Raw genomic sequence first — 26,259 nt, 5'->3', positions numbered from 1 at the left:
GGGGTGAAGACACTGATGACACCTCAAGAGTTCGCCGCGAGGGCCGTAGGGCTGCCGTGGGCGAAATGGCGCTCCGACTGGCAGGCGATGGACTGCTATGGCCTGGTGATTCTCTGGTTCCGTGAGGTGCTCGGAATCGAGATGGGCGAAGTGCCCCACACCGACATTGCAACCGGACTGGCAAATTCGCCGGAGTGGGAGGAGTGCGACTCGAGCGTTGGGCCGGTGATGTGGATGGCGTGGGTCGGCGGTCGACCGGCGCACTGCGGGGTTTTCCTTGATCAACGCAGGGCCATCCATGCGGAGGGTTCTGAGGTCCAGCCTGGGAGCGTCCGAATCACACGGGTCCAGGCGCTGCAGCGCACCTACGGACACATCAGGCTCTACCGCTACACCCCATGCTGACCATCTTCTACGACCCGGCCGGAGCGTCTGGGCACCGATCTTTCGCCTGGGACATGGCAAAGACGATTCAGGGCAACATCGAGGCCCGTATGCCCGGCGGTGGCTATGGCTGCACCGTGTATCTCAATGGCCAGAAGGTCGAAGATCCGGCGTCCTGTGATGCGCTTGATCGTCAGCCATCGCTCATTGATGAGGTGCGCATCTGCATGCGTCCGGAGGGCGGAATCATCGGAGCGGTCTTCAGTGCGATCAGCTCAATCCTTTCCTTCGTCCTGCGACCACTGCTCCCCAAGGTGCCAAAGTCTGGAGCTGCCGGGAAGGACAGCCCCAACAACTACCTGACGGGCCAGTCCAACATCGCCCGGGCATACCAAGCCATCCCCGACGTCTACGGTTTTCGCCGGGTCTGGCCTGATCTGATCCAGCCCAGCACAGTTCAGTACATCGATCACATCAAGTACGTGACGGAATGGATGTGCATCAGTCGCGGCATTGGGACGATTAGTCAGGTCCAGTACGCTGAGACCCCGATCACCAGCATCAGCGGCGCAAGTTACGAGATCTTCTCTCCCGCACCCGGCGCAGGGTATCCGGAGAACCGCACTACGACGCTTCAGGATGTGCTTGAGACCTTCGAAAGCGACGAGGTCAACGGGCAGGAGTTGGCCTATCCAGTGAAATCGCCAACCGTCACCGCCCGCGGTTCGTTCAACGCGGCCACTGCCGGAAGTGGAACCTTTACGATCACAGTTGCCGACGCATCGGAACTCACGCCGATCAAAGCCTTGGTGCCCGCGGGAACTGCCCGCGTGTCTTTTATCTACGGCAGCGGGCCAAGTGCCTACAACCAAGTCGTGACGGTGGCCAGCGCAGCCGTGAGCGCGGGCAATGTGACCTTCACCTTCACCGGCGGGCCGGCGTGGGCAGCCGCGGCGTCCGGCTCGCTAATCGACTTCACAATCGTCCCTCAGGTCGTCGTCTCCTACGTCACTCAAGGCCCATACACCCTCCCAATTGATTGCGATCGGATTCGGTGGAATACCGTTTTTCTCCGGGGACTCAAAGGGACCGTGTCCATCGACACATCCTGGTGGCAGATCGGCAGTGACGGTCTGGAGATTCCTGGCACCCGCCAGACGCAGACATTCTCCTTCACGGCGGATACCTACGACTCCAGGTACTGGACGACGGACGTGGTGCCGACAGCCGGCTATGGGCGTTACCGGTGTGAGTTCACCCGGAAGACGCTGCAGATCGGAGAAAACGGATCGGATGTCGCCAAGCTGGAGGAGCTCTATGCCGTCCGCTATTACGCACAGAAGGTGGTACCGGGTGTGACAGTCATTCGGGTGACCACAAAGGCGACAACCGAGGCCACAGGCTTCAGTGACCGAAAGTTCAATCTACGCTGGGCTCGCCATGTCCGCCAACTGGCAAGTGATGCCATCAGCCCCTCACGCAACTTCGCACGAGTTCTGGCTCATGTCTGGACGCTGGCCGGGAACTCGATGTCCGAGCTGGATACGGACGCGCTTCAGGAGATCAACGACCGTTTAGGCGAGGACTCCCCGCTTCTGCGCTTCGACGGCAGCCTAGACGATGCAGACATGAGCCTGGGCGAGCGCATGCTACTCATCGCAAACCACGCTCGGTGCCTTATGTGGCGCGACGGAACGCGGTGGACCGTGAGCCGGGATGAGGCGAAGGAGGACGTGGAGCTTCAGTTCGACTATCGCAACCTCGCCGGGGCCGGTGATTCGAAAGCCGCCTACTCCGCGTTCATTCCAAACGCTAGTGACGGTGTCGAGGTTGAGTACGTGGACGAGGCCAGCCAGAGCAAGAAGGCCTATGTCCGGCTGCGCGTTGATAGCGGGTCCGTGGTGGTCGGCGCGAGCAGCAACCCCAAGAAGTTTCAATTTCCCGGCTGCACCAATCAGCAGCAAGCCATGAACAGGGCTCAACTGGAGGCCCGCCGCATCCTCTACCAGCGCACGTCGATCTCCGACACCGCGCTGGCAGACGCTGGGGCCATAGGGCCTGGGGCACTGGTGCGCTACATCGACCCCAACGACTACGCAGCCGACGACAACCTCCAGGCTGGCGAGGTCCTGGCAATCAGTGGGTCCCTCATTGCCACGAGTGAACTGATCGACTGGAAGGGGTTGCCTTCCGGGCGAATTCAGTTCACGGGTGTGGACGGGGCTCTGCTGGGGCCTCCCATCGTCTGCTACCCCGAAGGCGAAGCGGTGCGTCTATCTGGGGCAATCCCGTCAGGGATCTTTGTCGCAGATGGGGTAACGAGCCAATGCGGAAGCCGCTACGCACTGACCGTCGGACTCACCACAGCGGAGATGGAATCGGCCGGTCTTTACACCCTCACGAGCGCGAAGCCGGAAGGCGACGGGAAAACCGTCTCCATAGCATTGGTCAACTATGACGCGCGCCTCTACGAGCAAGACTGATGACCACGCCCAGTAGCACCCCCATACCGAGCAAGCTTCCACAGGATCTGCTCTACAACGCTGAGCGGTTCGATGAGGTGCTCAATTCCCAGGTTGTCAGCTATGCGGATCGCTTTGGTCTGCCGAGGATGACCCTGGCTGGTGCTGTTGCGTCAATTGCCGCAGTCACTCCCCGTGGAAGCTGGGCTTCAGGTGTTTCGTACAACCTGAAGGATGTCGTTCTCGCTGGCGGCATCGCTTACATCTGCATCGCAGCCCACATTTCTGGGTCCACCTTCGCGGGTGACCTAGCTGCCAAGTGGCGGATCTACCAAGGTGTACTTGGCGCGGACCTCAGTGACTTCACTGATGCGTCGAAGGGCCCGGCTCTTATGGGGTACGGCGGCGGCAAGAACTACGTCTCGCGATCCATCGGCGCCAGGCTGGACGACGTTGGAGCAAGCCCGCGAGCATTCGGGGCGGTGGGGGATGGCGTTGCAGATGACACGCCATTCTTCAACATGTGCTTCATCTACAGCCGCACGCTGGACATCCGGAATCGCGCCTGGAAGATCACGTCCACCGTTGCGCTTCCAGATCGGGCGGTCATCAACATGATGGGCGCGGACCTGAACCTTGCATGTGGCAGCACGCCCGCGTTTTCGTTCACGGGTGCCAAGGAAAGTCTCTACATCGTCCACGGCGGAGGCGCGGTTCAAGGCACGGCTTCGTGCTTCTTGTTTTGCCAAGGAACGACGAACCAGCCGACGTCGGTCAACCAGTACGCCCGACAGATTCGCATCGAGGGGCTGTACATCACGAGCCCGACCATCACGGCCGCGCTGAAGTTTGATCTTGCTGTTCGGCAAGTATTCATCTCGAAGTGCATGTGGTACACGCCCTGCGGGATCGATGCCACGACTGGAAAAACGGTTGAAATCCACATTACCTCGTCTCTGTTCTTTGGCGCTACCGGCGCCGCTGGAACCTACTTCGCGAAGCTGCGCTCGACTGGCGGGACCACTTACTACTCCGAGGGGTGGCACATCGATACCTGCACGATCGACAACTATGAGATCGTCTTCGATGTCACCGACCTCTATGTGATGACTGTCTCCAACAGCTACCTGGGCGTAGCTGCACCGTTCATCAGTACGACTGGCTACATCTTCCAGTTCCAGGCTCCCTCTACGGCACTCTGTGAGTCGATCAAGGTCGGGAACGTGGTTCTGAACGGGCGCACGCAGTTCGTGGCGTCCGCCGGCGGCGTCGCCTACAGCTTTGAGATCAATGGCTTCGTTGTCACGGGAGTCACGGGCACAGCATTTGCGTTGCACAACAACGCCTCCAACATCAACATCTTCAACGGGCTGTTCAAGGCCGGATCGAACTCCGCGATCGGCGTGGTCGGGGACAACAACAACAACAAGGTCGTTTGCGCGAATCTGTCGTTCGACGGAACCTACGCCAATGGCGTTGTGCTCAATGGGAGCGCTGGTGTGGACTGCTCGGTGGGTCCGCTGTTCGGCTCTACGGTCGGAGACATCGTCGGGGCCGGTCGCAACAACATCCGATACGTCGGAATACCGGTGCATTCCGCAGGTGTAGCGGCACTGATGCGTTCGGTCAGTGCGAATTTGGGAAGCGGTTCCTCCTATGCGGTGGGCGTGGCTATTGCGACTATTCCTTGGAACTTCGCCAAGGGGGAAAAAGGTGACGTCGTTGTGCACCTGCCGTACTCAGGGGCGACTGCAGCGACGCAGAACGTCCAGATTGGGTTACCTGCCGGCATGTCCCTTGAATCTGGAAGTGGCTGGTCAGCCGCAAACAACTACCTCGGTGCAACAAATGGCCTCCTGACGGTGCGCGCGCGTTATCGCTGCTCCGCGGACGGCGGTGGCAACGTGACGGTCACCAATCAAGCCGGCAGCACCCTCACTGTCAACAACCAGGCGTATTGCGCTGTCTTCAGGGATATGTGACATGAAGCTCACCATTTTTGTACGTGCTGATCTGGCGGCGATCGCCAAGAGCTACCCCAACCGCCCTGATGCCTGGGTCGCGGCTGCCTTCGCTGAAGGATCTCCGATGGGCGGCTGGAACCTGACCACCAGTCAGGCAGCGGATGAGGATCTGATTCGCAAGTGCGCATCGGACAGCTATCCGCTCTACCCCGAAGTGGAGCTCATCTACCCGGACGAAAAGCCCAGCGTGGAGGCGGCATGAAGCAGGAAGTCAAGGACATCGCCACGGAGCTGGCCACTCGCACCGCTCCGGCCGGTGGGTTGACCATCGTGTCGGCTCCGTGGTGGAGTTCGGTCAACTGGTCCGCGGTTCTGTCCGGCGTGCTGGTAGTGCTGCAGGTGGCATACCTCCTGCGCAAGTGGTGGCGGGAGGAAACCGACTGGGGTGTCAAGCTCAAGCGCCGGTTGGGCCGCAAGCCGGTCGCCGAAACCGGTTCCATGGAGCTTGACGAATGAGCAAGCTCCGAATCGCTGCCGCGGCCCTGACGCTTAGCGCAGCAGGTTTCGCGGCGATCGTCGGTCATGAGGGCTTTGAGCCGGTTGCCAAGCCACCGGTGCAGGGCGACCGACCGACCTATGGCTTCGGCTCCACCTTTCACGCTGACGGAACGCCGGTGCAAGCCGGTGAGGTCATCACGCCACCGGCGGCGATACGGCTTTCCGTCGCCCACATCACCAAGGGTGAGCCGCAGCTGCGTGCGTGCGTGACGGCGCCGGTCAGTCAAGAGGAGTGGGACATCCTGGTGGACTTCGCCTACTGGCGCGGGTTCTCCGGCGCGTGCCGCAGTGAGGTGGTGCAGAACATCAACGCCGGCCGGTACGCGGATGCGTGCGCGGCCTACCTCAACCTGGACAGCCGCAAGGCCGCAGGCCGTGACTGCGCTGCCGCGGGCAGCGGCTGCCGCGGTGTGTGGCTGCGGGCCCAGGAGCGCAACCGCAAGTGCATGGAGGCTCAATGAACGAGAAGCCCACCAACCCGAAGGACGCCATTGGCGCCAACAAGCTCCCGCTGCACCTATGGCCGCCGGCGGCCACCGCCTACGGCTGCGTCGGCCTGGCCGAAGGGGCGCTTAAGTACGGGCGGGGGAACTGGCGCGATGCCGGTGTGCGGGCTTCCATCTACGTGGACGCGTGCAAGCGGCATCTGGACGCCTGGTTCGAAGGTGAGGAGGTGGCGCCGGATTCCGGCTCTCCGCATCTCGCGAACGCACTGGCGTGCCTTGCCATCCTGGTGGACGCCAAGACGGCCGGGAAGCTGGTGGATGACCGCAACTTCAACGGCGCAGGATACCGGGCGCTGGTGGAGGAGTTGACGCCTCATATCGCGCACCTCCGCGACCTGTTCAAGGACAAAAGCCCGCGCCACTTCACCATCGCCGACAACCCGGAGGCCTCATGAGTATCCTCATCGCCTGCGGGCTGGGCAGCTTCGTGTTCGTGGCCCTTTTCACGTGGCGGGCCTACACCCGTGCACCCGGGCCCGGCCAGTCGCCGCGCAGCGCCATCACCGAGGCGTGGGTGAACATCGCTGTGGGCTTCGCGATCAACTTCATCGCCAACTTCCTGATCCTGCCGCTGATCGGTGCGCACCCGAGCGCCGCTCAGAACTTCTGGATGGGCTGGATCTACACGGCGGTCTCCATCGTCCGCCAGTACGCGATCCGCCGATGGTTTAACGCGCACCTGGTCGCGCTGTCGCGGCGGCTGGCCGGGGAGGGCGGTTCATGAGCCCCTATGCCGCATTTGGCGTGGCCCTGACCTTCGTCGCCGCGTACGGGGTAGGGCGCCTGGATGGCGCACGCCTGGAGCGCGCCGAGCAGGACCGCGCCGCCCTCGCCGTGGAAACGGCCTCACGGGAAGGGCGAGAGACGACGGCTAAGGCCATCTCATCCATCCGAGTGCAAAACACAACCATCCAGCAGCGCCTGGAGAGGGAGGTCCGACGTGAACCGGTCTATAGCGATCCTGGCTGCCGCCTCACTCCTGGTGGGCTGCGCGACCTCAACGAAGCCCTCACCGGCACCGGAGCGGTCGCAGGTGGTGGCGGCCTGCCCGCCTCTGACGCCACTAGATGACGACACGATGGGAGGTCTCGTGCTGAAGCTGCAGCAGGTGGCCGGCCAATATCGCGAATGCCGCGCCGCGGCCCTGAGGGAGAAGTGATGGACAAGACCTGCAGCGACTGCAAGCACTATCGGCCGGCGCCGACCGACTGCGCCACGGTGGCCGAGTACGGCGACTGCCGGGCCCACCCGCCCACGGTCATCGTGATCGAAGATGAGCCGGTGTCGGAGTTCCCGGCCGTCAATGCGGACGAAGGTTGCGGCGAATGGGAGCCCAAGCAATGACGCCGGCCGAGTTCGACCAGTTGGCCGAGTTTGCGACGGCACGGGAGCGCGATGTCCTGGAAGCGGTCGCGCTGCACGGCAGCCAGCGCCGAGCCGCTGAGGCTCTGGGCGTCAGCAAGAGCGCCGTCAGCAACGCCTTCGACCAAGTACGCAAGCGGGCGGCCCGCAGAGGCCACGCCCCGGGCCACTTCGTCAGCGGCGTGGCGCCGGGCTACCTCATGGGGAAGGTGACTGTCCAGCGCGCCAAGGACGGGGCCGTGGAGCGGACCTGGGAGCGCCAGTCGCCGGAGCAGGTTGCACAGCAAGAGGCGCTGCGCGCTGGCCTGGAGGCGATGGCGGCCGAGCTGCCGCGGGTGAAGCCGCGCAAGCCGGCCGCCAATGACGATGCCTACAGCAGCAAGATCATGGCGTGCTACCCCATCGGGGACGCACACATCGGCATGATGTCCTGGCCAGAAGAGACTGGCGAGGCCTGGGACCTCAAGATCGCCGAAGAGATGCACAGCACGGCGATGGCCCGGCTGGTCGAGATGGCTCCCGGCTGCGAAGAGGCCGCCATCGTGAACCTCGGCGACTGGTACCACGCCGACAACATGGAAGGCGTCACCAGCCGCAGCGGCCACCGCCTGGACATGGACAGCCGGTACGCGAAGATGGCTCGCACCGGCGTTCGGATCATGCGGACCATGATCGAGACGGCCCTGACGAAGCACAAGCGGGTGCGCGTCATCAACGCGGTGGGGAACCACGACGACACCGGCTCTCTGATGCTGAGCATCTGTCTGGCCCACATCTACGAAAACGAGCCGCGGGTCATCATCGACACCGCGCCGGCGCCGTGCCACTACATCCGCCACGGGCTGACGCTGGTGGGCGTACACCACGGCCACAGCATCAAGCCCGAGCGCCTGCCGGGCGTGATGGCGACCGACCGGGCGGAGGACTGGGGCCAGACCCGCCACCGGTACTGGTGGATGGGCCATGTGCACCACCAGTCGCTCCAAAAGGATCACCCGGGGGTGTCGGTGGAGTCGTTCCGCACCCTCGCCGCAAAGGATGCCTATGCGACCTGGGGCGGCTACCGGGCGCCGCGTGACATGAAGGTCATCCTCCTGCACAGCGAGCACGGGGAGGTGGGACGGTACACCGTCACCCCAGAGATGCTGGCCGAGGTGGCCTGACCATGCGCTCAAACTGCCTCATCTGGGCCCTGTGCGCTTGGCTGAGGCTGCGCCGGCGGCACGCGTGTCACCTGGCGGTGCGCGGTAGCCGATGGGGCCCGTTCCCGCACTTCAGTTTGATGATCCAGCGCCGGGATGGTGCCTTCCGATGCATCAGCTTCAAGCCTGCCGCACCTCGGGCGAAGGGACTGCCGCCCCCGCTTTTTGTCGGCTGCATGCGGTGGGGTGACTGATTCTTCCCCTATCGGTGTACCGGGACGTGTCAACCTCCGGCGTCGAAGCCGCAGCCACCGGAGCGGAGGTCGAACGGGGGCGCTTCTCCACGTACCGGTGAAGCAGCGAAGCAAGTCCCAAAGATCCGGCCAGCGCCAGCCCCCAGCCGACCAACGCGACAGGCAACGGGAGTTGAGGCGTGCTAGCCCCGGAAACCATCAGCTCAGGCCCGCCCAGCACTAGCCTTGCAAACTGGTTGAGGATCCACACTACCAGCGCATGCCCCATGTAGAGCGAGTAGGAGACAGAGCCAAGCCACTGCAAGGTCCTAGCTTTGAAAATGCGTGCAACTGGAGCATCGCCGGCCAATCCTGCCACCGTGAATCCGGCTAGTGACACCGCGAGTAGGTCGGCCGTGGCCTCACCGCTGCTGAACATCATGACAAGTATCAGGCCCGCCATCGCAGCAGGCGCAACGGGCGGCGGGAGGCGAGGGCGGACCTCGGCCAACATCGCCCCCAGGAAGAATCCAGCAAAGCATCGCGCCATCGGATTCCAGCCGCTCTCGGGGGCCAGGAGCACCATCAGAGCCGCGCCCACTGCCAGCAACGCAAACGCGGTGACGCGGTGCAGCTGTACGAAGAGTACGACGGCTCCGAAAGTTAGGTAGGTCCACAGCTCGGCGCTTATCGACCATGCCGGTGCGTTAAAGGTGAGAGGGTTGCCTGTGGGGCCGACAGACTGAATCAGCAGCAGGTGCTGCAGCAGCGCAGTTGGCGAGTTCTCTCGGAAGGCGCGGGTGCTGGGGCTGACGATTCCCTGACCCTGCGCCCACCACTTGGCGACCTCCACTAGCAGGAAAGCCAGCAACATGACCAGATGCACCGGGTAGAGCCGGACAACACGTCTCCACTGGAACCTGACCAGGTCGGCGCCGTTGTGAATCTGGCTTCCATAGGTCCGCGCGATGACAAACCCGGACAGCACGAAAAAGACCGGCACCATGAGGTGGCCATTGCGCAGTACCTGGAAGTTGAGTTCGGGGCTCCAAACCGGTAGGTGGTGTAAGACCACCAGCACAGCCGCGATGCCGCGCAGGCCATCCAGTGCCGCAATCCTCCCTTGGGACATTCTTTGTCTCCTTTTGTGCGGAAATTCTGCCACTGACGGTCGTTTGGGCCCCGGCCGTCATTCCACCCGCAGTGCCAGCGTCCTGCCGATAGCCGTGAATGCAGCCGCAAGGGCGTCAATCTTCGTGGTGTGACCCAGGTCAAGCAGGCGCGTCACCTCTTGTGGCTTGATCCCCATTGCCCTGGCCAGATCCGCGGGCCGGATCTTCTGCGCCACCATCTCATTCAGGAGCAGCAACTTGGCTTGCATGGAGACGGGCAGGGTGACCAGCTCCTCTCCCGGCTCAAGTGCGCTGGGTTCAGGCACGGCGCGCTGCTCCTCCTGATAGAACTCCATCGCAGTGGCGAGCGCGTCCAGCGCCATCGCCCGAGCATCCTCCAGGGAATCGCCCTGGGTGATGGCTTCGGGGATGTCGCGGAAGGTGACAACGTACCCGCCGGTGTCGGCGTCCGGCTCAAACTTGGCCGGGAAGCTGAAGCGGTTTTTCATTGGTGATGAGGAGACCTCGAAGATGCGATCAAGGGGCCCCGGTTTCCCGGGGCCTGTGACTTAGAGACCGAGCTGTTTGACGATTGCCTTCTGGGTTCCCGTCTTCAGCTCTTTGCCGGGGTGTCTGGGGAGGACCGCTGCTCTGTCGCCTTTCTTCAGCTTCCAGTGCCTGGTTCCCTGCGTGACTACCACCCCTTGCGACTCAAGCCAGCGCTTGAATTCGCTGATCTTCATGCTCCCCTTCGGGGTTGTTGACGATGAATAGAATATAAACAAAACTGATTATAAACGCAAGCATTTTTGTTTACTTGAGCCATCGGCCAGGGTCGAAGCGTTCACTTCCAGGCCTTCGATGGTGGATGCGGCGCTGGAGCCGTCCGCTGCATCAGCTTCAAGCCCACGGCCCCGAGGGCGAAGGGCCTACCGCTACCACTCTTCCTCGGCCGTATGCGGTGGGGCGATTGATCATCCCAACTTGGCGTAATACGCTAATTCAGCTTGCGCCCCTTGAGTTAGCGCATTACCTTAGTTCAACCGGCAGCGCGGTGCTGTCGGCAACGGGAGAAAAAGATGAGCGACACCGCCAGCACAGTCATACTCGGCGGGCGCGAAATTCAAATGGACGCCGCGCGCAATTTGATGGATGACGGGTTGTGCGAGGAGATCCACGGGACCGTGGACAACGATCAGGATTTCCTGGACGCTTACCTCGCAGCCCATGAGGCAAAGTTCGGCACTCCCTTTGTGCTTGCATGAGCGGCGTCATAGAGCAGCGCAAGCGCCGGGGTAGGCCGGCCCGGCTTGATCCGGACTACCGCGGCCAGTTGGTGTCCCTGCGCGTGTCCGGCGCAGAACGGCGGGCCAAGCTCAAGCGCCCCGGGAGAGAGTGGCTTCAACAGGCGATCGACGCGGCCAAAGAACCCAACTGATTCACCGGGTCGTGCCGGAGTCTCCGGGGTAGGGCTGACGCCGCAGCCGGGACACCTCTCGGCGCAATTCATTAGTCACGTGAACCTCAGCATGCGGGCGCGGGTCACGCATCCCCTCGCAGCTTGGCTCGTACGTCCAGGAGGAGCAGCCGAGCTGGGGTGAAGAGCGCTGGGGCGCGCAGTTCGGCTCAAGGCAGATTGCAGTAGCGCCCTTTGTCACCCCATAGTACCAATGGCAGGTCCAGCAAGGACGCGGTTGGGCGCTGAAGATGTGCGATCCGGTCATGCTGTATGTTTATACAGTATTACACAGGGCCGCACCTAGCTAGGCGTCGGCGTTACGCCACCTTAAACACGCTCACAGCCTCCACAAGGGTGTTCGCTTGGTTGCGCAGGCTTTCTGCCGCTGCGGAGCATTCCTCGACCAGTGCCGCGTTTTGTTGGGTGACCTGGTCCATTTGCGAGACAGCATCGCCTACTTGGCTGACTCCAGTCGCTTGTTCTTTGCTGGATGTGCTGATCTCGCCCACAATCGAAGTAACGTTCTGAATTGCTTCCACCACCCCCTGCATCGCAGCCTCCGCACGGTCAACCAGCGCGGAACCTTTTTCCACGTTCGTGACGCTTCCCTGGATCAATAACTTGATCTCCTTTGCTGCAGTCGCGCTTCGTTGTGCCAACGCGCGCACTTCGCTCGCGACGACCGCAAAGCCCCGACCTTGTTCACCAGCACGAGCGGCTTCCACTGCCGCATTGAGGGCCAGTATGTTGGTCTGGAATGCAATGCCGTCGATGGTGCTGGTGATGTCCGCAATCCGCTTGGAGCCAGCATCGATCTCCTGCATGGTTTTGACGACATCCTCGAACACTGCGCCAGCTTCACTCACGGCACGCGAAGCGCCCTGAGCAACCTGATCCGCATGCACAGCATTCGCTGCGTTATGGTGCACTGTCGTTCCAAGCTCCTCCATGGTCGCCGCGGTCTGCTGAAGAGCGCTGGCTTGCTCCTCTGTGCGTTGACTCAAGTCTGCGCTGCCGGAGGCGATGTGCGACGACCCCGTGGCGATCGACTCGGAAGACTCGCGAACCACGCCCACGATGTTGGATAGATCAGAGCGCATTCGTCCCAACGAAGCCAGCACGCTGCGTGCCGGCGCCGCGCGCTCTCCCGCCAACAAGGTAAGGTCGCCCGTCGCCACCTGAGCCGCAGCCTCTCCAAGTTCAGCCGGTTCTGCCCCTAGCGCACGGAACACTGACCTCATGATCAAAAGGCAAGCACAGACTGAAAACACCAAACCGGCAGCTACTACCGCCCCAAAAATCGTAAGGTCGAGGTTCATCCTCCGCTCGGCCAGGGAGATGACCTCCTTGGTGCGGTTTTCGGTGTAGACGGAATAGGCCTCACTCGCCTTTACCAGTTCGGCCAACAGGGGGCGGCACTTTTCGTTCATTTGTCGGATGGCGACTTCTCGTTCACCCGCCAGTGCCAAGCGCACGATTTCCAGAGCTACCGGAGCATATAAGCGCTCTACTCGATCGATTTCTTTGATCAGGGTCCTGGCTTCAGGGCTAACGTCCTCCGCTGCCGAAAGCTCGGCTAGCAACGTGAGCTGTTCCACCGCATCACCGTGAGCCTTCTCCACTCGCTGCTTCTCGAGTCGCACATCCTCCGCGCCCGAGACCAACACCAGGTTCCGTGCGGCGATGGCCCGCGCGTCCACAGCGTGGCGAAGAGAGCTGGCGACATGCGCTCGCCGCGTGATACCTTCCGCAAAGGCATCAAACATCTGATTGGAGTGGCGCAGGCCGTTCCACGCGATAAGCGCGATAAGTATCAAAAGCGCGGTGAGCGCTCCGAACGCCAACGCAAGCTTGGTCCGCATCTTCAGATTTGTCAAACTCATACCGCCTCCCCAGACATAAATGATCAAAACGGTCACTAACTGGACAAAAATGATAGTCACGCTTGGTCCGCAACACCAGCCTTCGATTGCACGTTTGGCGTCTAGACGTGATGTCGTGCCCGAACTTTCACGGTGGCAGACTGGGCGTGACTGCGTTCTGGTGCATCCTAGGACTAGCGCTTGCGTGTCGCCACATCCCCTACGCGGCCACGCGGACACATTCGCCATGCCAGCTTCACTAGATCGAAACCGCAGAGCGGCCAATTCAGAACAAAGAATACGAAGTGTTGAGCGATAACTCCAACCCTCCTTCCGGAAGATCGGTAACGCTCGACCTCATGGGAAGTTCCGTGGGAAGTAGCAGTGAGCTAACGGGCGTCTATGGCCACCGTTGCGAGCGCCGGGTGCCCATGGCTACGCCAGTCAGCTACTTTGAGTTGGTTCGAATCCAATTGCGCCTACCAAATACAGACCCCGGTCACTCATCGTCTTGCGATGGCTGACCGGGGTTTTTCGTTGGGGCTCAGTGAGTCAACGGCGTCTGATCCGGGCACTGCGGTGGCGCAGCGGGATGCGCTCGGCTGTACTCAAAACACGCCTGCAAATAGTCGATGTTGGACCCGAAGCCGCGCAGTGGTCGTTGGCCGATGCCTCGCCAATGCAGGGTCAGCGCGTCGCGAATGGGCTGCACCGTGTGCATGTATCCATCCGGAAACGGGATGACCTCGAACACCAGCGGGAAGTCGATATAGCCCAGCTTCACCAGCGCGCCCAGTTGCTCGTAATGGTGGTGCACGATGGCGAAATCCTTCATCGCGGGGCTTAGATAAAAATCCTCGCCGGTACCGGCCGTCCGGATCAGTGCGTCCACATTGGGTTGAATGACCGGCGCGCTGTCTCGCAGGAATTGTCTGGCGTGGCTGCGGATCTCATCGTCTTCTCGCAGGATGCTCTGGATCTGCTGAAGCGCCTGCAACCGATTGGTGGTGCTGGCGCGTTTGTTGTCCTCTACCAGTGCAGCCAGATGACTCACCGAGATGGCGACGCCCACAATCACGCTCAACCCGGTCGCAATGCCGACGACCTTCTGCCAGTAGGTCACCATTGCGTTTCGCGCGCGAAACGACATGGAGTTTTCGGCTTCTTCGAGGCTCATCAGTCGTCCCCCAGCGATGTCAGACACTTGGACCCCGACTGTTCCCTGTTGGCCCCCGATCGACCATCGGTTCCTGACCGTGTTCGGGACCCGCGAAAATCTGAGACGGTGAGACGGTGAGACGGTGAGGCGGACCCCAGCCGGAGCAATACGGACGTGATGCCCATCTGTTGCAGGCCCAACGCTTGCCCTCTGTCGAGTCGCCGTTTTCACTGACGCAACTCTGAAGCGTTGTCTTACAGCGTATTTATCATCCTCACCGATGCAGAAAAATCAATCCTCACACATTTGATGATTGCACCCGCCGGTTCCGCGAGATTGCACCCCTGGCTCGGTTATGTCGCGGGCATTGGCCTATGGGCCGTGGGCTGGGGCGCGCGGGTGGCATTGACTGGCGTGCTGCCGGCGCAGGGCTTTCCCTTCCTCACCTTCTTTCCGGTGGTCATGCTGGCCGCCTATCTCTTTGGCATCGGCCCGGGCTTGCTGTGCGCTGCGCTCAGCGTGCTGGCGGCCTACATTTCGTTCTTCCCTCACGACCCGAGCGCCTTTCTGCATCTGGCCCAGGGCGACCTGATCGCGCTGGTGTTCTTCAGCTCCATCCTGGTGGTGGACTGTCTGATCCTGCATCTGCTCGCCCGCTCGAGGCAGGTGGCCGCCCAGCGGGAAAGCGACCTGCGGGAGATCACCAACAACTCCCCCGACATCCTCACCCGCTTTGACCGGGAGTTCCGCCACCTGTTTGTCAGTGGTGCCATTGAACGACTGACCGGCAAGGCCACGTCGGCATTCATCGGCAAGACGAATGCGGAGCTAGGCATGCCACAGGCGCTCTGTGAGCAGTGGCATGCCTCGCTCGCCCAGGTCTTTGAACAGGCGCGGCCGGTGTCCCTCAAATTTGAGTTTGACGCTCAGATCTTCGCCACCCGTCTGGTGCCCGAATTCGATCGCGAAACGGGCGCGGTGAAGTCGGTGCTGGGCGTGACCCGTGATGTCACCGAAGTCGACCGGCATGAGCGGGCCCTGGAAGCCAATGACCGCCTCAAGGACCAGCTGCTTGCGACGGTCGCTCATGAACTTCGCAATCCGATCGCCACCATGAGCTCCGGCATTCATGTGCTCGAGCGGCAGCCGGGACTGACCGATCCCTCGCTGCGAGCGCTTGGCGCGATGCGTCGCCAGACGCAGCAGATGACCCGTCTGGTGGGTGACCTGATGGACCTGACCCGCATCCGGGCGCATCTGCTGGACATCACCAAGGCCCAGGTGGATCTGTGCGAGTTGATGGAATCCGCGGTGGAATCCTGCGACGAACTGAGCCGTCAGAAGCGCGTGCAGGTCAACCTGCATTGGCCAGAGAAGCCCATGGAAGTCGTCGGCGATGCCGGCCGGCTCATTCAGGTGTTTGGCAACCTGCTGACCAATGCCATCAAGTTCAGCCCGGAGGGCGGCGTGGTGACCATGGCGGCGATGCGCTCCGGGCCCTTCCACACGGTGGCGGTGACCGATCAAGGCGCCGGTATCGAACACGACATGCTCAGCACCGTCTTCGAGCCGTTTGTGCAGGCGCCGGCCGGGCGCTCGCAGCAGTCGGGCCTGGGCATTGGCCTGGCGCTGGTGAAGAACCTGGTCGAGGTGCACGGCGGCGAAGTCTGGGCCACCAGCGCCGGGCCTGGACGCGGGGCTGAGTTCTTTGTGCAGCTGCCCGCCGCTGGTCGTTGATCCCGCAGATCAGACGCCCGCCGCTGCAAAACTTGATGCAGCGCAATCCATCGTCCTGCTGAAGCGCCTACGCTGAGTCCGTCCTCAAGTCGGGACGTTCCAGGAGACGGCGATGTCGATGAACGTGGGTACCACCGAACGGCTGCTGCGCGTCGGCGCAGGCACTGCACTGATTCTGGCCGCGGGGCTGGGCTGGATCGGCCCTTGGGGCTTCATCGGGCTGGTCCCGCTGCTGACCGGGCTGGCGGGATATTGCCCCCTCTACACCGTGCTGCGTCGCAAGGCTTGAGGAGCTGCCATGGCCAAGATGAAAGCTGCGGTGGTCCGCGCCTACCGTCAACCCCTGGTTCTGGAAGATGTCCCCATTCCCGAGGTGGGCCCTGGTCAGATCCTCGTCAAGCTCGCCGCCTGCGGCGTCTGCCACACCGACCTGCATGCCGCCGACGGGGACTGGCCGGTCCAGCCGCCGCTGCCGTTCATCCCGGGCCATGAAGGGGTGGGGACCGTCGCCGCGGTGGGCGCCGGTGTCTCGCAGGTGCGTGAAGGTGACCGCGTCGGTGTGCCCTGGCTGCACACGGCCTGTGGCCATTGCGAACACTGCCTGACCGGCTGGGAGACCCTCTGCGACCACCAGCAGATGACGGGCTACACCGTCAATGGCGGCTTCGCGGAATATGCGCTGGCCGATCCCAACTACATCGGTCATCTGCCAGACGAGGGGTCGTTCGAGTCGCTCGCGCCGATCCTCTGTGCCGGCCTGACGGTCTACAAGGGCCTGAAGATGCTGGACGCGCGCCCCGGCCAGTGGGTGGCGGTGGTCGGTGCCGGCGGGCTGGGACACCTCGCCATCCAATACGCCCGCGCCATGGGATTTCATGTCGCGGCGGTGGATGTGGACGACATCAAGCTGCGGCAGGCCACCCGCCTCGGGGCGGAACTCTGCGTCAATGCCCGTCTGGAGGATCCGGCCAAGGCCTTGCAGCGGGAGCTGCAAGGTGTGCACGGGGCGCTGGTGACGGCGGTCTCCCGCGAGTCGTTCGCGCAGTCGCTGGGCATGTTGCGCAAGCGCGGCACGATGTCCATGGTGGGCTTGCCGCCAGGGGACTTCGCGCTGCCCATCTTCGACATGGTGCTCAACGCCAAGACGGTGCGGGGCTCCATCGTGGGTACCCGTCAGGACCTGAACGAAGCTCTGGCGTTTGCCGCCGAAGGCAAGGTCCATGCAGACACCACCCACTATGCGCTCGAAGACATCAACGGCATCTTCAATGCGCTGCGTCGGGGCCAGATCGAGGGCCGCGCCGTACTGACCTTCTGAAGGGCCCCTCATGACCTATCGAACGGTGATGGTGGCGCTGGACGGATCGCCGTCCTGCGCAGCGCGTGTGGATGTGGCCATCGGTCTGGCGCAGGACTTCGATGCGCACCTGATCGGCCTGGCTCCCACTGGCTTGCTGGAGCCTCCCTGTGAGCCGGAGGCCGCGGCCGTGCTGGTGGAATCGGGGCCGTCGGCGTGGGCGATGCTCATGGAGGCGGCCGAGACCGCAGCCACCGATTTCCGCGGTCGCTGCCTGGCGTCTCGCCTGAACTCCTTCGAGGCCGTGGCGGAGCAGGCGGACGTGGCCAGTTGCTTCGCCGAGCGGGCGCACTGCGTGGACCTGCTGGTGATGAGCCAGCCGGATCCTGACCACCCCGGCCACCGGCACGATCGCCGCGTGCTGGAGCAGGTGCTGTTGCACAGTGCCCGTCCGGTGCTGCTGGTGCCCTACACCCATCGCGGCCCGCTGCAATGGCAACAAATGCTCATCGGCTGGGATGACAGCCGCGAGTCCGTGCGCGCGATGACCGATGCGCTGCCCTTGCTGCGTCGTGCGCAGAAGGTTCAGCTCGCCCATTGGCGCCGGGTGGGAGAGGCGGGGGAGGGCCGTGGCGAGAGCCTGGACGGTGGCCGTGGAGGCGTCGGCGAGACGCTCAACGCAGACGCCCGCTCACTTCAGCGGATGCACAGCATGCGCCAGTGGCTCGCCTTCCAGGGCGTCGAAGCCCAGCTGCAGGATCTGGTCACCCGCCTGCCGGTGGGGGAGGCGATGCTGTCCGCCGCAGCGGATCTCAGCACCGATTTGATCGTGATGGGCGCCTACAGCCATCCGAGATGGACCGAAGCGCTGTTTGGCGGTGCGTCCAGCACCCTGCTGGATGCCATGACGGTGCCCGTGCTGATGTCGCATTGAGCGGCAGCGAGGCACGGGCCGCCGGCGTTGGCGATCACGGGGCTCTACCCACGTTGGCGTTCACGGGGCTCTGCCCACGTTGGCGTTCAGCGGGCTCGGCCCACGGAGGTGTTCAGTGCGCTGCAGGCGGCGTCTTCACGATCAGCACCGGCACCGGCGACAACCGCGCCACCAGTTCCGCATCGCTGCCCAGCAGCGCCCGGCTCACACCGCGCCGCCCATGGGAGCCCACTACGATCAGCCCCGCATGCTCCCGCACGGCATGGTCCACGATCACTTCGGCCGTGCGACGCCCGCCGGACAGCAGCACCGCGCAGCGGCACGGGAGATCCGCCTGCGCCACACGGGCTCGCGCCACGGCCAGGATGCGTTCCGCTTCCGCCTGCTGCGCTTCCCGCGAGGCCTCCAGCATCGCGCCACTGGACATCTCGACATCCAGCGGCAGGTCCGACACCACGACTGCCAGCAGCAGGTCAGTGGGCTGGCCTCGCGCCAGGTCCAGCGCCGCGGTCAGCGCCGATTCCGCCGGTGCACTGCCGTCATACGCCACAAGCACTTGTCTGAACATGGTGTCCTCCTTTGAGCACAACCATTGTTCTCCCGCGGCGGCCGCGCCGTCATCCCGACACGTCGGCAATGCTTGCGATTGGTCAAAGGCCGATCAGGCCTCGCCCTCGGACGGCCCCAGCACCAGGACCGGCACCGGGCTGTCTCGCAGCACGATCATCGCGTCGCCGCCCAGCAGCATGCGGGAAATGCCTCTCCGTCCGTGCGTGCCCATGACGATCACATCGACCTTCAGTTCGCGGGCCTGCCGCACGATCTCCACGCCGGCATGCGGTTCCAGGCATTCCTTGAGCACCATGCTGACCGGCACCCCGGCTTCCTGCACTTGAAGCGCCGCGGTGCCCAGCATTTCCTGCGCCACCGCGCGGCGCGGCACCAGGTCGGCTTCCAGCTGTCCGCTCCAACCCGAATGACCGAAGAAGGGATAGACATCCAGCACATGCAGCAGCGTGATGCGGGCGCCCAGCGCCTGTGCCAGCCGGATGGCTTCCGCCAGGCCCCGGCCCGAGGTGGCGCTGCCGTCAATGGGGGCCAGAAGATGTTGGTACATGAGCAGGCTCCGGTAGGGAGCGACCCGGAACATCCGGATCGCAGCCCAGCATGCCTTGCACCATCCGGCAGCGCAATGCGATTGCGCAATTTCAAGAACAGCCGCGGGCCGGCGGCCCGGTGGTCACGGTCTGCGCATCTGGAACTTCTCGCCGAGTTCGAAATAGTCCGCCGGCCCGCCGCCGCGCAGCACCGGGCGCGCTGCAGCGGTGTCATAGACCCCGTCCACCAGCAACCGTTCGTCGATGTGCACGCCCACCACTTCGCCCAAGGTCAGCCAGGTCTCCACGGGGTCCCCTTTGGCGGTCCGCAACTGCACGATCTGGGTCACGCGGCATTCAAACGCGACGGGGCTGGCCGCCACGCGCGGCACCTGCACCACCCGGGACGGGGCCGTGTCCAGCCCCGCCAGCGCAAACTCATCCACCTCCGGCCCGACGGCCGCGCAACTGGCATTCATCGCCTCGGCCAGATCACGGGTCACCAGGTTCCAGACAAATTCCCCGGTGGCCTCGATGTTGCGCACCGTGTCCTTGCGGCCGAGGCTCGCAAAACCCACGATCGGCGGCGTGTAATTGAAGGCGTTGAAGAAGCTGTAGGGCGCCAGGTTCAGCACGCCGTGCGCATCCTGGCTGGCGATCCATCCGATCGGCCGCGGACCGACGATGGCATTGAAGGGATCGTGGGGCAGGCCATGCCCTTGAGACGGTTGGTAGAAATGCATGCCCGGATGCTAACGCCCGGCCTTAATACGTCTTGTAAGGCAGGAATTTGCCGCTCATGACGATGCTGACGCGGTCTCCCTTCGGATCGGGCTCCCGCTGCAGGTCCATGCGGAAGTCGATGGCGCTCATGATGCCGTCCCCGAACTCCTCGTGGATCAGTTCCTTGAAGGTGGTGCCGTAGACGCTCACCAGCTCGTAGAAGCGGTAGATCAGTGGGTCGGTGGGCACTGAAGTGGGCAGGCTCCCCTTGTAGGGCACCACCTGCAGCCACTGCGTCTCTGCTTCGGTGAGGTCGAACAGCCGGGCCAGTGTGGCGGCCTGTGTCGCATCGAAGGTCATCTGGCCCAGACAGCCGGCGGTCACCCATTCCTTGCTGAGCCCCACCTCGCGGGCGACATCCGACCACTTCAGGCCCTTCGCAAGCTTGGTCGCAATGATCTTCTCGGTGACGTCGAGTCGGTTCAAGGTGTGCGCTCCAGAGCAATGGATGAATGCGTGGAAACCTGCAAGGTCCGTGCCACGCAGAGGCCCCGATGAGCCCCGACATGCGGACATGGGCCTGGACACGCCTCAGACGGACCACCGCGAATGCGGGATGGAATGCGGTTTGCCGCCGCGGACGACGACCTGAGCCATTCCAACAGCCCTGAAAGGCCCATCATGACCACCGCTTACCTGCTCCTGGTCCACAACGCCCCGGACCATGTCCGCCGTCTGGTGCGTAGCCTGCAGCATCCGCAATCGCGAATCTTCATGCATGTGGACAAGAAAACGCCCCTCTCGGACTTCGAGGACCTCGCGGCCCACGGCGTCCACTTCACGCCGCACCGCGTGTCGGTTCACTGGGGGGATTACTCGCAGGTGGAGGCCATTCTGGAGCTGATGCGCACGGCGCTCTCCGCACCAGAACGGGTGGATCGGCTGGTGCTGCTCAGCGGTGTCGACTATCCGGTGCATTCGACGCACTACATCCAGGCATTCTTTGACCGGCAGCCCGACACGGAATTCATCAACCTGATCGAGATGCCCAACGACCGGGAAGGCAAGCCGGAAGCACGTATCGCGCGCCGCGTGCCGCGCCCCGGGCCGTTCCGCTACCTCGCCTGGGCCCTGCTCAAGGCCGGGCTGGTGAAGGAATGGCGGGACTATCACCAGCACCTGGAAGGCCTGCGGCCCTACGGCGGTGCCACCTGGTGGGCGCTGACCCGGGACTGCGCGCAGTACGTGCTCGACTACGCCGATACCCACCCGTCCCTGACCCGCTACTTCTCCACCACCGTCTGCGCGGATGAGACCTTCATCCACACGCTGGTGGGCAACTCACCCTTCCTGCCCAAGGTCGTCCGCAACGTCACACGCAACTACTGGTCGCCCGGCAAGGCGAGTCCCGAGACCTTCGGGATGTCGCTGGTCAAGGATGTCATGCGGGAACGGCGGTTTCCCGCGGACAACTTCCATGGCCCCGGCGACATCCTCTTCGCCCGGAAGTTCCCCAATGACTCCGAAGCGTTGGTCGCCTACATCGATTCGCTTCGCGACCGGGTCGGCGTGCTGGAGCAGGACGAACTGAAGACGGCCTGAAGGGACGTTGCGCGCCGCGCCATCCACCGGTTCTCCATGGGGCGGCTGTGGCGCGCACGCCATTCTGGAGGGATCTCCTCAGAGGGAGACAGGCCTGGCCCGTCTGGCAGGGTACTTGTGCGCTCTATGATCTGCGCCCATGTCTGATGCCGAGAGCTTCCCCCGTCCCCGTCGCCGAAAAGGCAGTGGCGCCGTCACCCTGCGTGACGTTGCCAAGCTGGCCGGCGTCGCCCCCATCACGGCGTCCCGCGCGCTGAACACACCGAACCAGGTGTCGGCGGAGGTGCGCGCGCGGGTGACCGAAGCGGTCCGCAGCACCGGCTATGTGCCCAACCTGCTGGCCGGGGCCTTGTCTTCCATGCGCAGCCGGATGGTGGGTGTGGCGGTGCCAACGATCGCGGGCCTGGTCTTTCTGGAGACCGTGCAGAGCCTGACCGAAGCGCTTTTCGAGGCCGGCTATCAGGTGCTGCTGGGCCAGACCGGCTACGACAACGCCCGCGAAGATGCCTGGCTGGACGCGATGATCGGCCGTCGTCCGGACGGATTGGTGCTGACCGGCACCAGCCATTCGCCCGACACCCGTCTGCGGCTGCGTGCGGCCGGTGTGCCGGTGGTGGAAACCTGGGACCAGAGCGAGGACCCGATCGACATGCTGGTGGGCTTCTCCCATGTGGAGGTGGGACGCAGCGTGGCGGACTTCCTGGTGCAGCGCGGCTACCGGCGGCTGGCCGGTGTGGCGGGCAGTGATGAACGGGCCCAGCGCCGGTTCCGCGCCTTCCAGGAGCAGGCGATGACGCAGGGGGTGCCTGAGGTGCCGATTGCCAAGATGGAGACGCCCACGACACTGGGCAGCGGTCGGCGGGGTCTGGCGGAACTGCTCGAGGCACATCCGGACATCGACGCCGTGTTCTGCAGCTCCGACTCGCTGGCGGTCGGTGTGATGCTGGAAGCGCAGGCGCGGGGGCTGCGCATTCCGCAGGATCTGGCCGTGATCGGCTTCGGGGATCTGGCGATGGCGGCGGACATGTCGCCGTCGCTGACCACCGTGCGGATCGACGGCACGGCGATTGGCCGGCAGGCGGCGCGCTTCATCATCGAGCGGGCCGAGCGCAAATCGGAACCGGTGCAGCAGCGGCACGTGGATGTGGGTTTCGAGATCATTGCCCGAGACAGCACCTGAGCATCACCGCACCGAGCCCCAACTTCGTGCAGGAGACGCGAAAGATGCACGCCCCGATGCACCGCCACGCGCACATCAGGGGAAAACACGTGTCAGGGCGCCGACAGCCACCCTCCTAGAATGGGCCCATACCCCCCAAGAGGAGACAACATGGTGACGGCCCGACGCGGAAAATCCGCCCCTGGCACCGATGAGGCCGGGCGGAGCCAAGGCCCGCGCGTCCTGAAGAAATATCCCAACCGGCGGCTCTACGACACCCACACCAGCAGCTACATCACGCTGGCGGACGTGAAGAAGATGGTGCTGGAGGGCGCCGAGTTCGAAGTCCGCGATGCCAAGTCGGGCGAGGAGCTGACCCGCTCCATCCTGCTGCAGATCATCCTGGAAGAGGAAATGGGCGGCATGCCCATGTTCTCCACGCCGCTGCTGGCGCAGATCATCCGTTTTTATGGCCATGCCATGCAGGGGATGATGGGCGCCTATCTGGAAAAGAATCTCCAGACCTTCACCGAGATGCAGGCCCGATTCGCCGAGCACAGCCAGGGCGCGGCCTTCAATCCGGAATTGTGGTCCCAGTTCATGAGCGGGCAGGCGCCGGTCATGCAGGGCCTGATGGGCAACTATCTGGAGCAGTCCAAGAACCTGTTCCTGCAGATGCAGGAGCAGTTTGAGAAAGCGGGCAGCCTCTTTCCGGGAATGCCAGGGATGCCAGGGATGCCAGGCTTCCCGCCCAAAAAGTAAGCCAGCGGCGCGGGCGATAGCGACGTTGCTCCGCCTTTGGGGGTTCGGCATCGGGATGGTGCTGGCCCCCCTCTCTACCCCTTTCGCGACGACCGTTCCATGAACGAGTCCACCGTCCGAACGGCGGGACCTTCAACGAACTTTCCGATTCTGGAATCCCTGCCGCAGAGATCACACACTTGCCCTGGCAAGCATGCGTGGCGCATGGGCAACGAATGGGCGCCAGGCCCCTGTTCATCGGCATTTCAAGATATGGACGCTGCATGGCTTTCGTGCGGCACCAGGGTTGCATCCCTGTGATTGTTGGCATGTGCCAATGATTCCAAATGGAGACCAGCATGACTCAGCAATCCAATCAGAATCAAGGTTCGCAAGGGCAACAAGGTGGTTCTGGCAGCAGCCAGCGTGAGCAGAACCAGCAAAGCCAAGGGCAGCAAGGTCAGCAGGGCCAGGGCTCCCAAGGGAAGACCCAGCAGCCCCAGCAGGGTCAGCAGCGTGAAGAAGGCTCTCAGAACCGCGCCGACCAGCAGCGTCAGCAAGGCGGTCAGCAACGGGAAGACGGCAATCAACAGCGCCAAGACCGTTGAGTCTTTCTGACCTGATGAAAGGCCGGTCCGCAATGGCCGGCCTTTTTCATTGCAGCCTTGGAGAGCCAAGATGACCGCTTCCGTCACGCCGTTTGAACCACGGGACCTGTTCCATGAACAGCGCGTCGAATCCATCGACCTTCGCTCGGGTGCTGCCAGCGCAATCTGCGCGGTCAAGACAGCGCTGGCCTCCGAGGATGGCTATCAATCCCAGCTTTGGGAGTTGCCGCTGGATGCAGCCGCAGCACTGTCAGCATCTGGCGGGTTTGCGGATGCTGCCGGCACTGCCGCATTGCACCCTGGGGCCGCGACAGCTCCTCGCCAGCTGACCTTCACTGCGGGCCATCAGACACGCCCCCGCTGTGCACCGAACGATGGGCGCATTGCCTTCCTCAGTGATCGGCATGGGGGGACACCGCAGGTCTACCTGCTCGATGGGCACGGCGCAGAAGCGCGGCAGCTCACACGCTTCGAAGCGGCGGTCGTCGATCTGGTCTGGCGCCCCGGGGGCCGTCAACTGGCGCTGATTTGCGCCATGAATGTGGATCCGGATCAGCAGGTTGAAGGCGCTGCGGCAGTGGACCCCACCCGCGCAGCAGCCCCTTCGTCCGCACCGGAAGTGGTCTGGCGCCTGCCCTACAAAATGGATGGCAGCGGCTACATCCTCGATGAGCGGCTTCACATCGTGCTGCTGGACGTCGCCTGCGGGGCCACCACGCTGCTCACCCGAGGCGATTACGACGTGGGCCATGTCTGCTGGTCCGCAGACGGCGAGCGGCTGGCCTTCACCCGCAGTCGGGAGGTCGAGCAGCAGTCGCATTGCAAGGACGTCTGGGTGCTGGACATCGGGCCCCACGATCGACCCTTCCCGCCGATGCGACGCCTGACCACCACGGTCGCCACCGCCTCGTGGCCCGCCTGGTCGCCGGATGGCGCCACCATCGCCTTCATGGGCGCCGAGGACGGCGGCGACCCCATCATGCACCTGTGGCAGGTGGAGGTGGGCAGCGGAGTGGTGCGCGGCGTGGGCGACCCTCGCGCGGACGACGCGGCGGAGCTTGTGTCCGGCCCTCTCTACTGGGATGCGGACAGCCGTCGCCTGCGGGCGATCCAGGCGTGGCGCGGTTTGCAGCGCATCGTCTGCATCGACGTGGGCAGCGGTGAAGTGACGCCGCTATTCACGCCGGAGACCGGACATGTCACTCTGATGGCGGCCCAGGACCTGATCGTCTATGTGGAAGAGGGCATCGACCATCCCATCGAAGTCCATAGCTGCGACCTGGACGGACGCCACTGTCGCCCACTCACTGATTTCAATGCCTGGTGGCGCCAGCGCCTGCCCATGCAGGTGGAGTACCGGACCTTCCAGCTGCCGGACGGGGAGGGCGGCCATGAGCCGGTGGATGGCTGGCTGATGACGCCCGCCGGTGCGCCCCGATGCCGCCCGCTGCTGGTGGACGTGCACGGCGGACCGGCGAGCTATGTGATGCTGCAATTCGCCACCACGCTCTACTGGCACGTACTGGTCAGCCAGGGGTGGGCGGTGCTGGCGCTCAATGCGGTGGGGTCGGCCAGCTATGGGCGACGCTTCAGCGAGCGCCTGCGTCGCCGGTGGGGTCAACTGGACCTGCCACAGCACCGTGCCGCCATCGCTGCGCTGCGCAAGGAGGGACTGGCCGATGCGCGGGTGGCCATTGCCGGGTCGTCCTACGGCGGCTATTTCAGCGCCTATGCCACCGGCAATTGCGATGAATTCCGGGCGGCCGTGGTAAGCGCGCCCGTGGGCAATCTGGAGACGCACTACGGCACTTCGGATAGCGGCTATTACGCGGACCCGTTCTCCATGGAAGGCCGCCCCGAAACGAGCCGTGATCTGATGGTGGCCCTGTCACCCATGGCTCATATCGGCAAGAGCCGCACGCCCACGCTGTTCCTGCAGGGCAAGGACGATGAGCGATGCCCGAAGTGCCAGTCGGAAGAGATGTTTGTGAAGCTGCGACGTGCGGGGACGACCGCAGCCATGGTGCTGTATCCCGGCGGGGACCATCACACTTTGGGCAAGGGACGGCCTTCTCATCGCCTGGACGGGCACAGCCGGATCGTTCAATGGTTGCAGCAGTGGATCAAGGTGGCGAGTCGCCCGGAAGAGTGAACGGAT

General features: G+C 63.7%; 30 protein-coding genes. 20 read left to right on the top strand and 10 right to left on the bottom strand.

The genetic code is table 11. From position 1 onward, the window contains the following. The first annotated feature begins 3 nt into the window (after positions 1 to 3). From FHS28_RS06515 to FHS28_RS06465, 11 genes are all read left to right on the top strand, one after another. The gene (locus FHS28_RS06515) at positions 4 to 405 is read left to right on the top strand and encodes an NlpC/P60 family protein (protein ID WP_184294301.1); all 402 of its coding nucleotides are present in this window, start codon (positions 4 to 6) and stop codon (positions 403 to 405) included. Beyond that, positions 399 to 2,867 (top strand): host specificity factor TipJ family phage tail protein, encoded by a 2,469-nt coding sequence (locus FHS28_RS06510; protein WP_088449825.1) that lies wholly within the window; start codon positions 399 to 401, stop codon positions 2,865 to 2,867. Before FHS28_RS06515 ends, FHS28_RS06510 begins: the two co-directional genes overlap by 7 nt. Next, entirely contained in the window at positions 2,867 to 4,828 is a 1,962-nt protein-coding gene (locus FHS28_RS06505; RefSeq protein WP_088449824.1) for a hypothetical protein, read from the top strand. The genes FHS28_RS06510 and FHS28_RS06505 overlap by 1 nt, the downstream gene beginning before the upstream one ends. 1 nt (position 4,829) lies before the next feature. After that, positions 4,830 to 5,072 (top strand): hypothetical protein, encoded by a 243-nt coding sequence (locus tag FHS28_RS06500; protein WP_088449823.1) that lies wholly within the window; start codon positions 4,830 to 4,832, stop codon positions 5,070 to 5,072. Beyond that, positions 5,069 to 5,326, top strand: coding sequence for a G protein-coupled receptor family protein (locus FHS28_RS06495; RefSeq protein ID WP_088449822.1), 258 nt, complete (start codon positions 5,069 to 5,071; stop codon positions 5,324 to 5,326). The genes FHS28_RS06500 and FHS28_RS06495 overlap by 4 nt, the downstream gene beginning before the upstream one ends. Beyond that, positions 5,323 to 5,829, top strand: coding sequence for a glycoside hydrolase family protein (locus tag FHS28_RS06490; protein WP_088449821.1), 507 nt, complete (start codon positions 5,323 to 5,325; stop codon positions 5,827 to 5,829). The genes FHS28_RS06495 and FHS28_RS06490 overlap by 4 nt, the downstream gene beginning before the upstream one ends. Beyond that, entirely contained in the window at positions 5,826 to 6,269 is a 444-nt protein-coding gene (locus FHS28_RS06485) for a dATP/dGTP diphosphohydrolase domain-containing protein (protein WP_184294299.1), read from the top strand. Before FHS28_RS06490 ends, FHS28_RS06485 begins: the two co-directional genes overlap by 4 nt. Continuing rightward, positions 6,266 to 6,598: a DUF7220 family protein gene (locus tag FHS28_RS06480; protein ID WP_221193797.1), complete on the top strand. Its 333-nt coding sequence runs from the start codon at positions 6,266 to 6,268 to the stop codon at positions 6,596 to 6,598. The genes FHS28_RS06485 and FHS28_RS06480 overlap by 4 nt, the downstream gene beginning before the upstream one ends. After that, positions 6,595 to 6,945: a hypothetical protein gene (locus tag FHS28_RS06475; protein WP_184294297.1), complete on the top strand. Its 351-nt coding sequence runs from the start codon at positions 6,595 to 6,597 to the stop codon at positions 6,943 to 6,945. Before FHS28_RS06480 ends, FHS28_RS06475 begins: the two co-directional genes overlap by 4 nt. 87 nt (positions 6,946 to 7,032) lie before the next feature. Further along, positions 7,033 to 7,218, top strand: a complete 186-nt coding sequence (locus tag FHS28_RS06470; RefSeq protein WP_088449819.1) for a hypothetical protein — start codon at positions 7,033 to 7,035, stop codon at positions 7,216 to 7,218. Next, positions 7,200 to 8,399 carry a helix-turn-helix domain-containing protein gene (locus FHS28_RS06465; protein WP_184294295.1) on the top strand — a complete coding sequence of 400 codons (1,200 nt, stop codon included), beginning with the start codon at positions 7,200 to 7,202 and terminating at the stop codon, positions 8,397 to 8,399. Before FHS28_RS06470 ends, FHS28_RS06465 begins: the two co-directional genes overlap by 19 nt. 159 nt (positions 8,400 to 8,558) lie before the next feature. Here the strand turns inward: FHS28_RS06465 and FHS28_RS06460 are convergent, their stop codons facing one another. From FHS28_RS06460 to FHS28_RS06450, 3 genes are read right to left on the bottom strand one after another with little or no spacing between them, the layout of a single operon-like run. Continuing rightward, positions 8,559 to 9,743, bottom strand: coding sequence for an acyltransferase family protein (locus FHS28_RS06460; protein ID WP_088449817.1), 1,185 nt, complete (start codon positions 9,741 to 9,743; stop codon positions 8,559 to 8,561). A 57-nt stretch (positions 9,744 to 9,800) separates the two neighbouring features. Further along, on the bottom strand, positions 9,801 to 10,232 hold the full coding sequence (locus FHS28_RS06455) for a type II toxin-antitoxin system HicB family antitoxin (RefSeq protein WP_088449816.1): 432 nt from the start codon (positions 10,230 to 10,232) through the stop codon (positions 9,801 to 9,803). A 60-nt stretch (positions 10,233 to 10,292) separates the two neighbouring features. After that, complete coding sequence (locus tag FHS28_RS06450; RefSeq protein ID WP_088449815.1) at positions 10,293 to 10,466, bottom strand: type II toxin-antitoxin system HicA family toxin; 174 nt, start codon at positions 10,464 to 10,466, stop codon at positions 10,293 to 10,295. Between the two features lie 336 nt (positions 10,467 to 10,802). Between FHS28_RS06450 and FHS28_RS06445 the strand changes: the two genes are divergently transcribed. Next, positions 10,803 to 10,988 carry a hypothetical protein gene (locus FHS28_RS06445; protein ID WP_088449814.1) on the top strand — a complete coding sequence of 62 codons (186 nt, stop codon included), beginning with the start codon at positions 10,803 to 10,805 and terminating at the stop codon, positions 10,986 to 10,988. A 511-nt stretch (positions 10,989 to 11,499) separates the two neighbouring features. Here FHS28_RS06445 and FHS28_RS06440 read toward each other — a convergent pair. Both FHS28_RS06440 and FHS28_RS06435 read right to left on the bottom strand, forming a co-directional pair. Beyond that, complete coding sequence (locus FHS28_RS06440) at positions 11,500 to 13,125, bottom strand: methyl-accepting chemotaxis protein (RefSeq protein ID WP_310736750.1); 1,626 nt, start codon at positions 13,123 to 13,125, stop codon at positions 11,500 to 11,502. Between the two features lie 463 nt (positions 13,126 to 13,588). Next, positions 13,589 to 14,221: a hypothetical protein gene (locus FHS28_RS06435; protein WP_088449813.1), complete on the bottom strand. Its 633-nt coding sequence runs from the start codon at positions 14,219 to 14,221 to the stop codon at positions 13,589 to 13,591. A gap of 291 nt (positions 14,222 to 14,512) precedes the next feature. Here FHS28_RS06435 and FHS28_RS06430 point away from each other — a divergent pair, with 291 nt between their 5' ends. The 4 genes from FHS28_RS06430 to FHS28_RS06415 all read left to right on the top strand — a co-directional run bounded on the left by FHS28_RS06430 (position 14,513) and on the right by FHS28_RS06415 (position 18,171). Then, complete coding sequence (locus tag FHS28_RS06430) at positions 14,513 to 15,940, top strand: ATP-binding protein (protein WP_088449812.1); 1,428 nt, start codon at positions 14,513 to 14,515, stop codon at positions 15,938 to 15,940. 112 nt (positions 15,941 to 16,052) lie between these two features. Beyond that, positions 16,053 to 16,229 (top strand): YgaP family membrane protein, encoded by a 177-nt coding sequence (locus FHS28_RS06425; protein WP_088449811.1) that lies wholly within the window; start codon positions 16,053 to 16,055, stop codon positions 16,227 to 16,229. 9 nt (positions 16,230 to 16,238) lie between these two features. Continuing rightward, a complete protein-coding gene (locus tag FHS28_RS06420) occupies positions 16,239 to 17,258 on the top strand; it encodes a zinc-dependent alcohol dehydrogenase (RefSeq protein ID WP_088449810.1) in 1,020 nt (339 codons plus the stop codon). Positions 17,259 to 17,268: 10 nt separating this feature from the next. Next, entirely contained in the window at positions 17,269 to 18,171 is a 903-nt protein-coding gene (locus tag FHS28_RS06415) for a universal stress protein (RefSeq protein WP_088449809.1), read from the top strand. Between the two features lie 112 nt (positions 18,172 to 18,283). Here the strand turns inward: FHS28_RS06415 and FHS28_RS06410 are convergent, their stop codons facing one another. From FHS28_RS06410 to cynS, 4 genes are all read right to left on the bottom strand, one after another. Continuing rightward, the gene (locus tag FHS28_RS06410) at positions 18,284 to 18,739 is read right to left on the bottom strand and encodes a universal stress protein (protein WP_088449808.1); all 456 of its coding nucleotides are present in this window, start codon (positions 18,737 to 18,739) and stop codon (positions 18,284 to 18,286) included. A gap of 93 nt (positions 18,740 to 18,832) precedes the next feature. Next, the gene (locus FHS28_RS06405; protein WP_184294293.1) at positions 18,833 to 19,288 is read right to left on the bottom strand and encodes a universal stress protein; all 456 of its coding nucleotides are present in this window, start codon (positions 19,286 to 19,288) and stop codon (positions 18,833 to 18,835) included. 123 nt (positions 19,289 to 19,411) lie between these two features. Next, entirely contained in the window at positions 19,412 to 20,011 is a 600-nt protein-coding gene (locus FHS28_RS06400; protein ID WP_088449806.1) for a flavin reductase family protein, read from the bottom strand. Positions 20,012 to 20,033: 22 nt separating this feature from the next. Then, a complete protein-coding gene (gene cynS, locus FHS28_RS06395) occupies positions 20,034 to 20,477 on the bottom strand; it encodes a cyanase (RefSeq protein WP_088449805.1) in 444 nt (147 codons plus the stop codon). Between the two features lie 195 nt (positions 20,478 to 20,672). Here cynS and FHS28_RS06390 point away from each other — a divergent pair, with 195 nt between their 5' ends. From FHS28_RS06390 to phaR, 3 genes are all read left to right on the top strand, one after another. Next, positions 20,673 to 21,593 (top strand): beta-1,6-N-acetylglucosaminyltransferase, encoded by a 921-nt coding sequence (locus tag FHS28_RS06390; protein WP_184294291.1) that lies wholly within the window; start codon positions 20,673 to 20,675, stop codon positions 21,591 to 21,593. A gap of 139 nt (positions 21,594 to 21,732) precedes the next feature. Beyond that, positions 21,733 to 22,773, top strand: coding sequence for a LacI family DNA-binding transcriptional regulator (locus tag FHS28_RS06385; RefSeq protein ID WP_088449803.1), 1,041 nt, complete (start codon positions 21,733 to 21,735; stop codon positions 22,771 to 22,773). Between the two features lie 150 nt (positions 22,774 to 22,923). Further along, on the top strand, positions 22,924 to 23,514 hold the full coding sequence (phaR, locus tag FHS28_RS06380) for a polyhydroxyalkanoate synthesis repressor PhaR (RefSeq protein WP_088449802.1): 591 nt from the start codon (positions 22,924 to 22,926) through the stop codon (positions 23,512 to 23,514). 245 nt (positions 23,515 to 23,759) lie between these two features. Here the strand turns inward: phaR and FHS28_RS06375 are convergent, their stop codons facing one another. Beyond that, on the bottom strand, positions 23,760 to 24,092 hold the full coding sequence (locus tag FHS28_RS06375) for a hypothetical protein (protein WP_184294289.1): 333 nt from the start codon (positions 24,090 to 24,092) through the stop codon (positions 23,760 to 23,762). Between the two features lie 79 nt (positions 24,093 to 24,171). Here FHS28_RS06375 and FHS28_RS06370 point away from each other — a divergent pair, with 79 nt between their 5' ends. Continuing rightward, a complete protein-coding gene (locus tag FHS28_RS06370) occupies positions 24,172 to 26,253 on the top strand; it encodes a S9 family peptidase (RefSeq protein WP_088449801.1) in 2,082 nt (693 codons plus the stop codon). Positions 26,254 to 26,259: the final 6 nt, after the last annotated feature.

Origin of the sequence: Roseateles terrae, from assembly GCF_014192155.1 — a bacterium.
Taxonomy (GTDB): domain Bacteria; phylum Pseudomonadota; class Gammaproteobacteria; order Burkholderiales; family Burkholderiaceae_C; genus Roseateles; species Roseateles terrae.
This window is presented reverse-complemented; position numbering and strand designations above follow the sequence as displayed.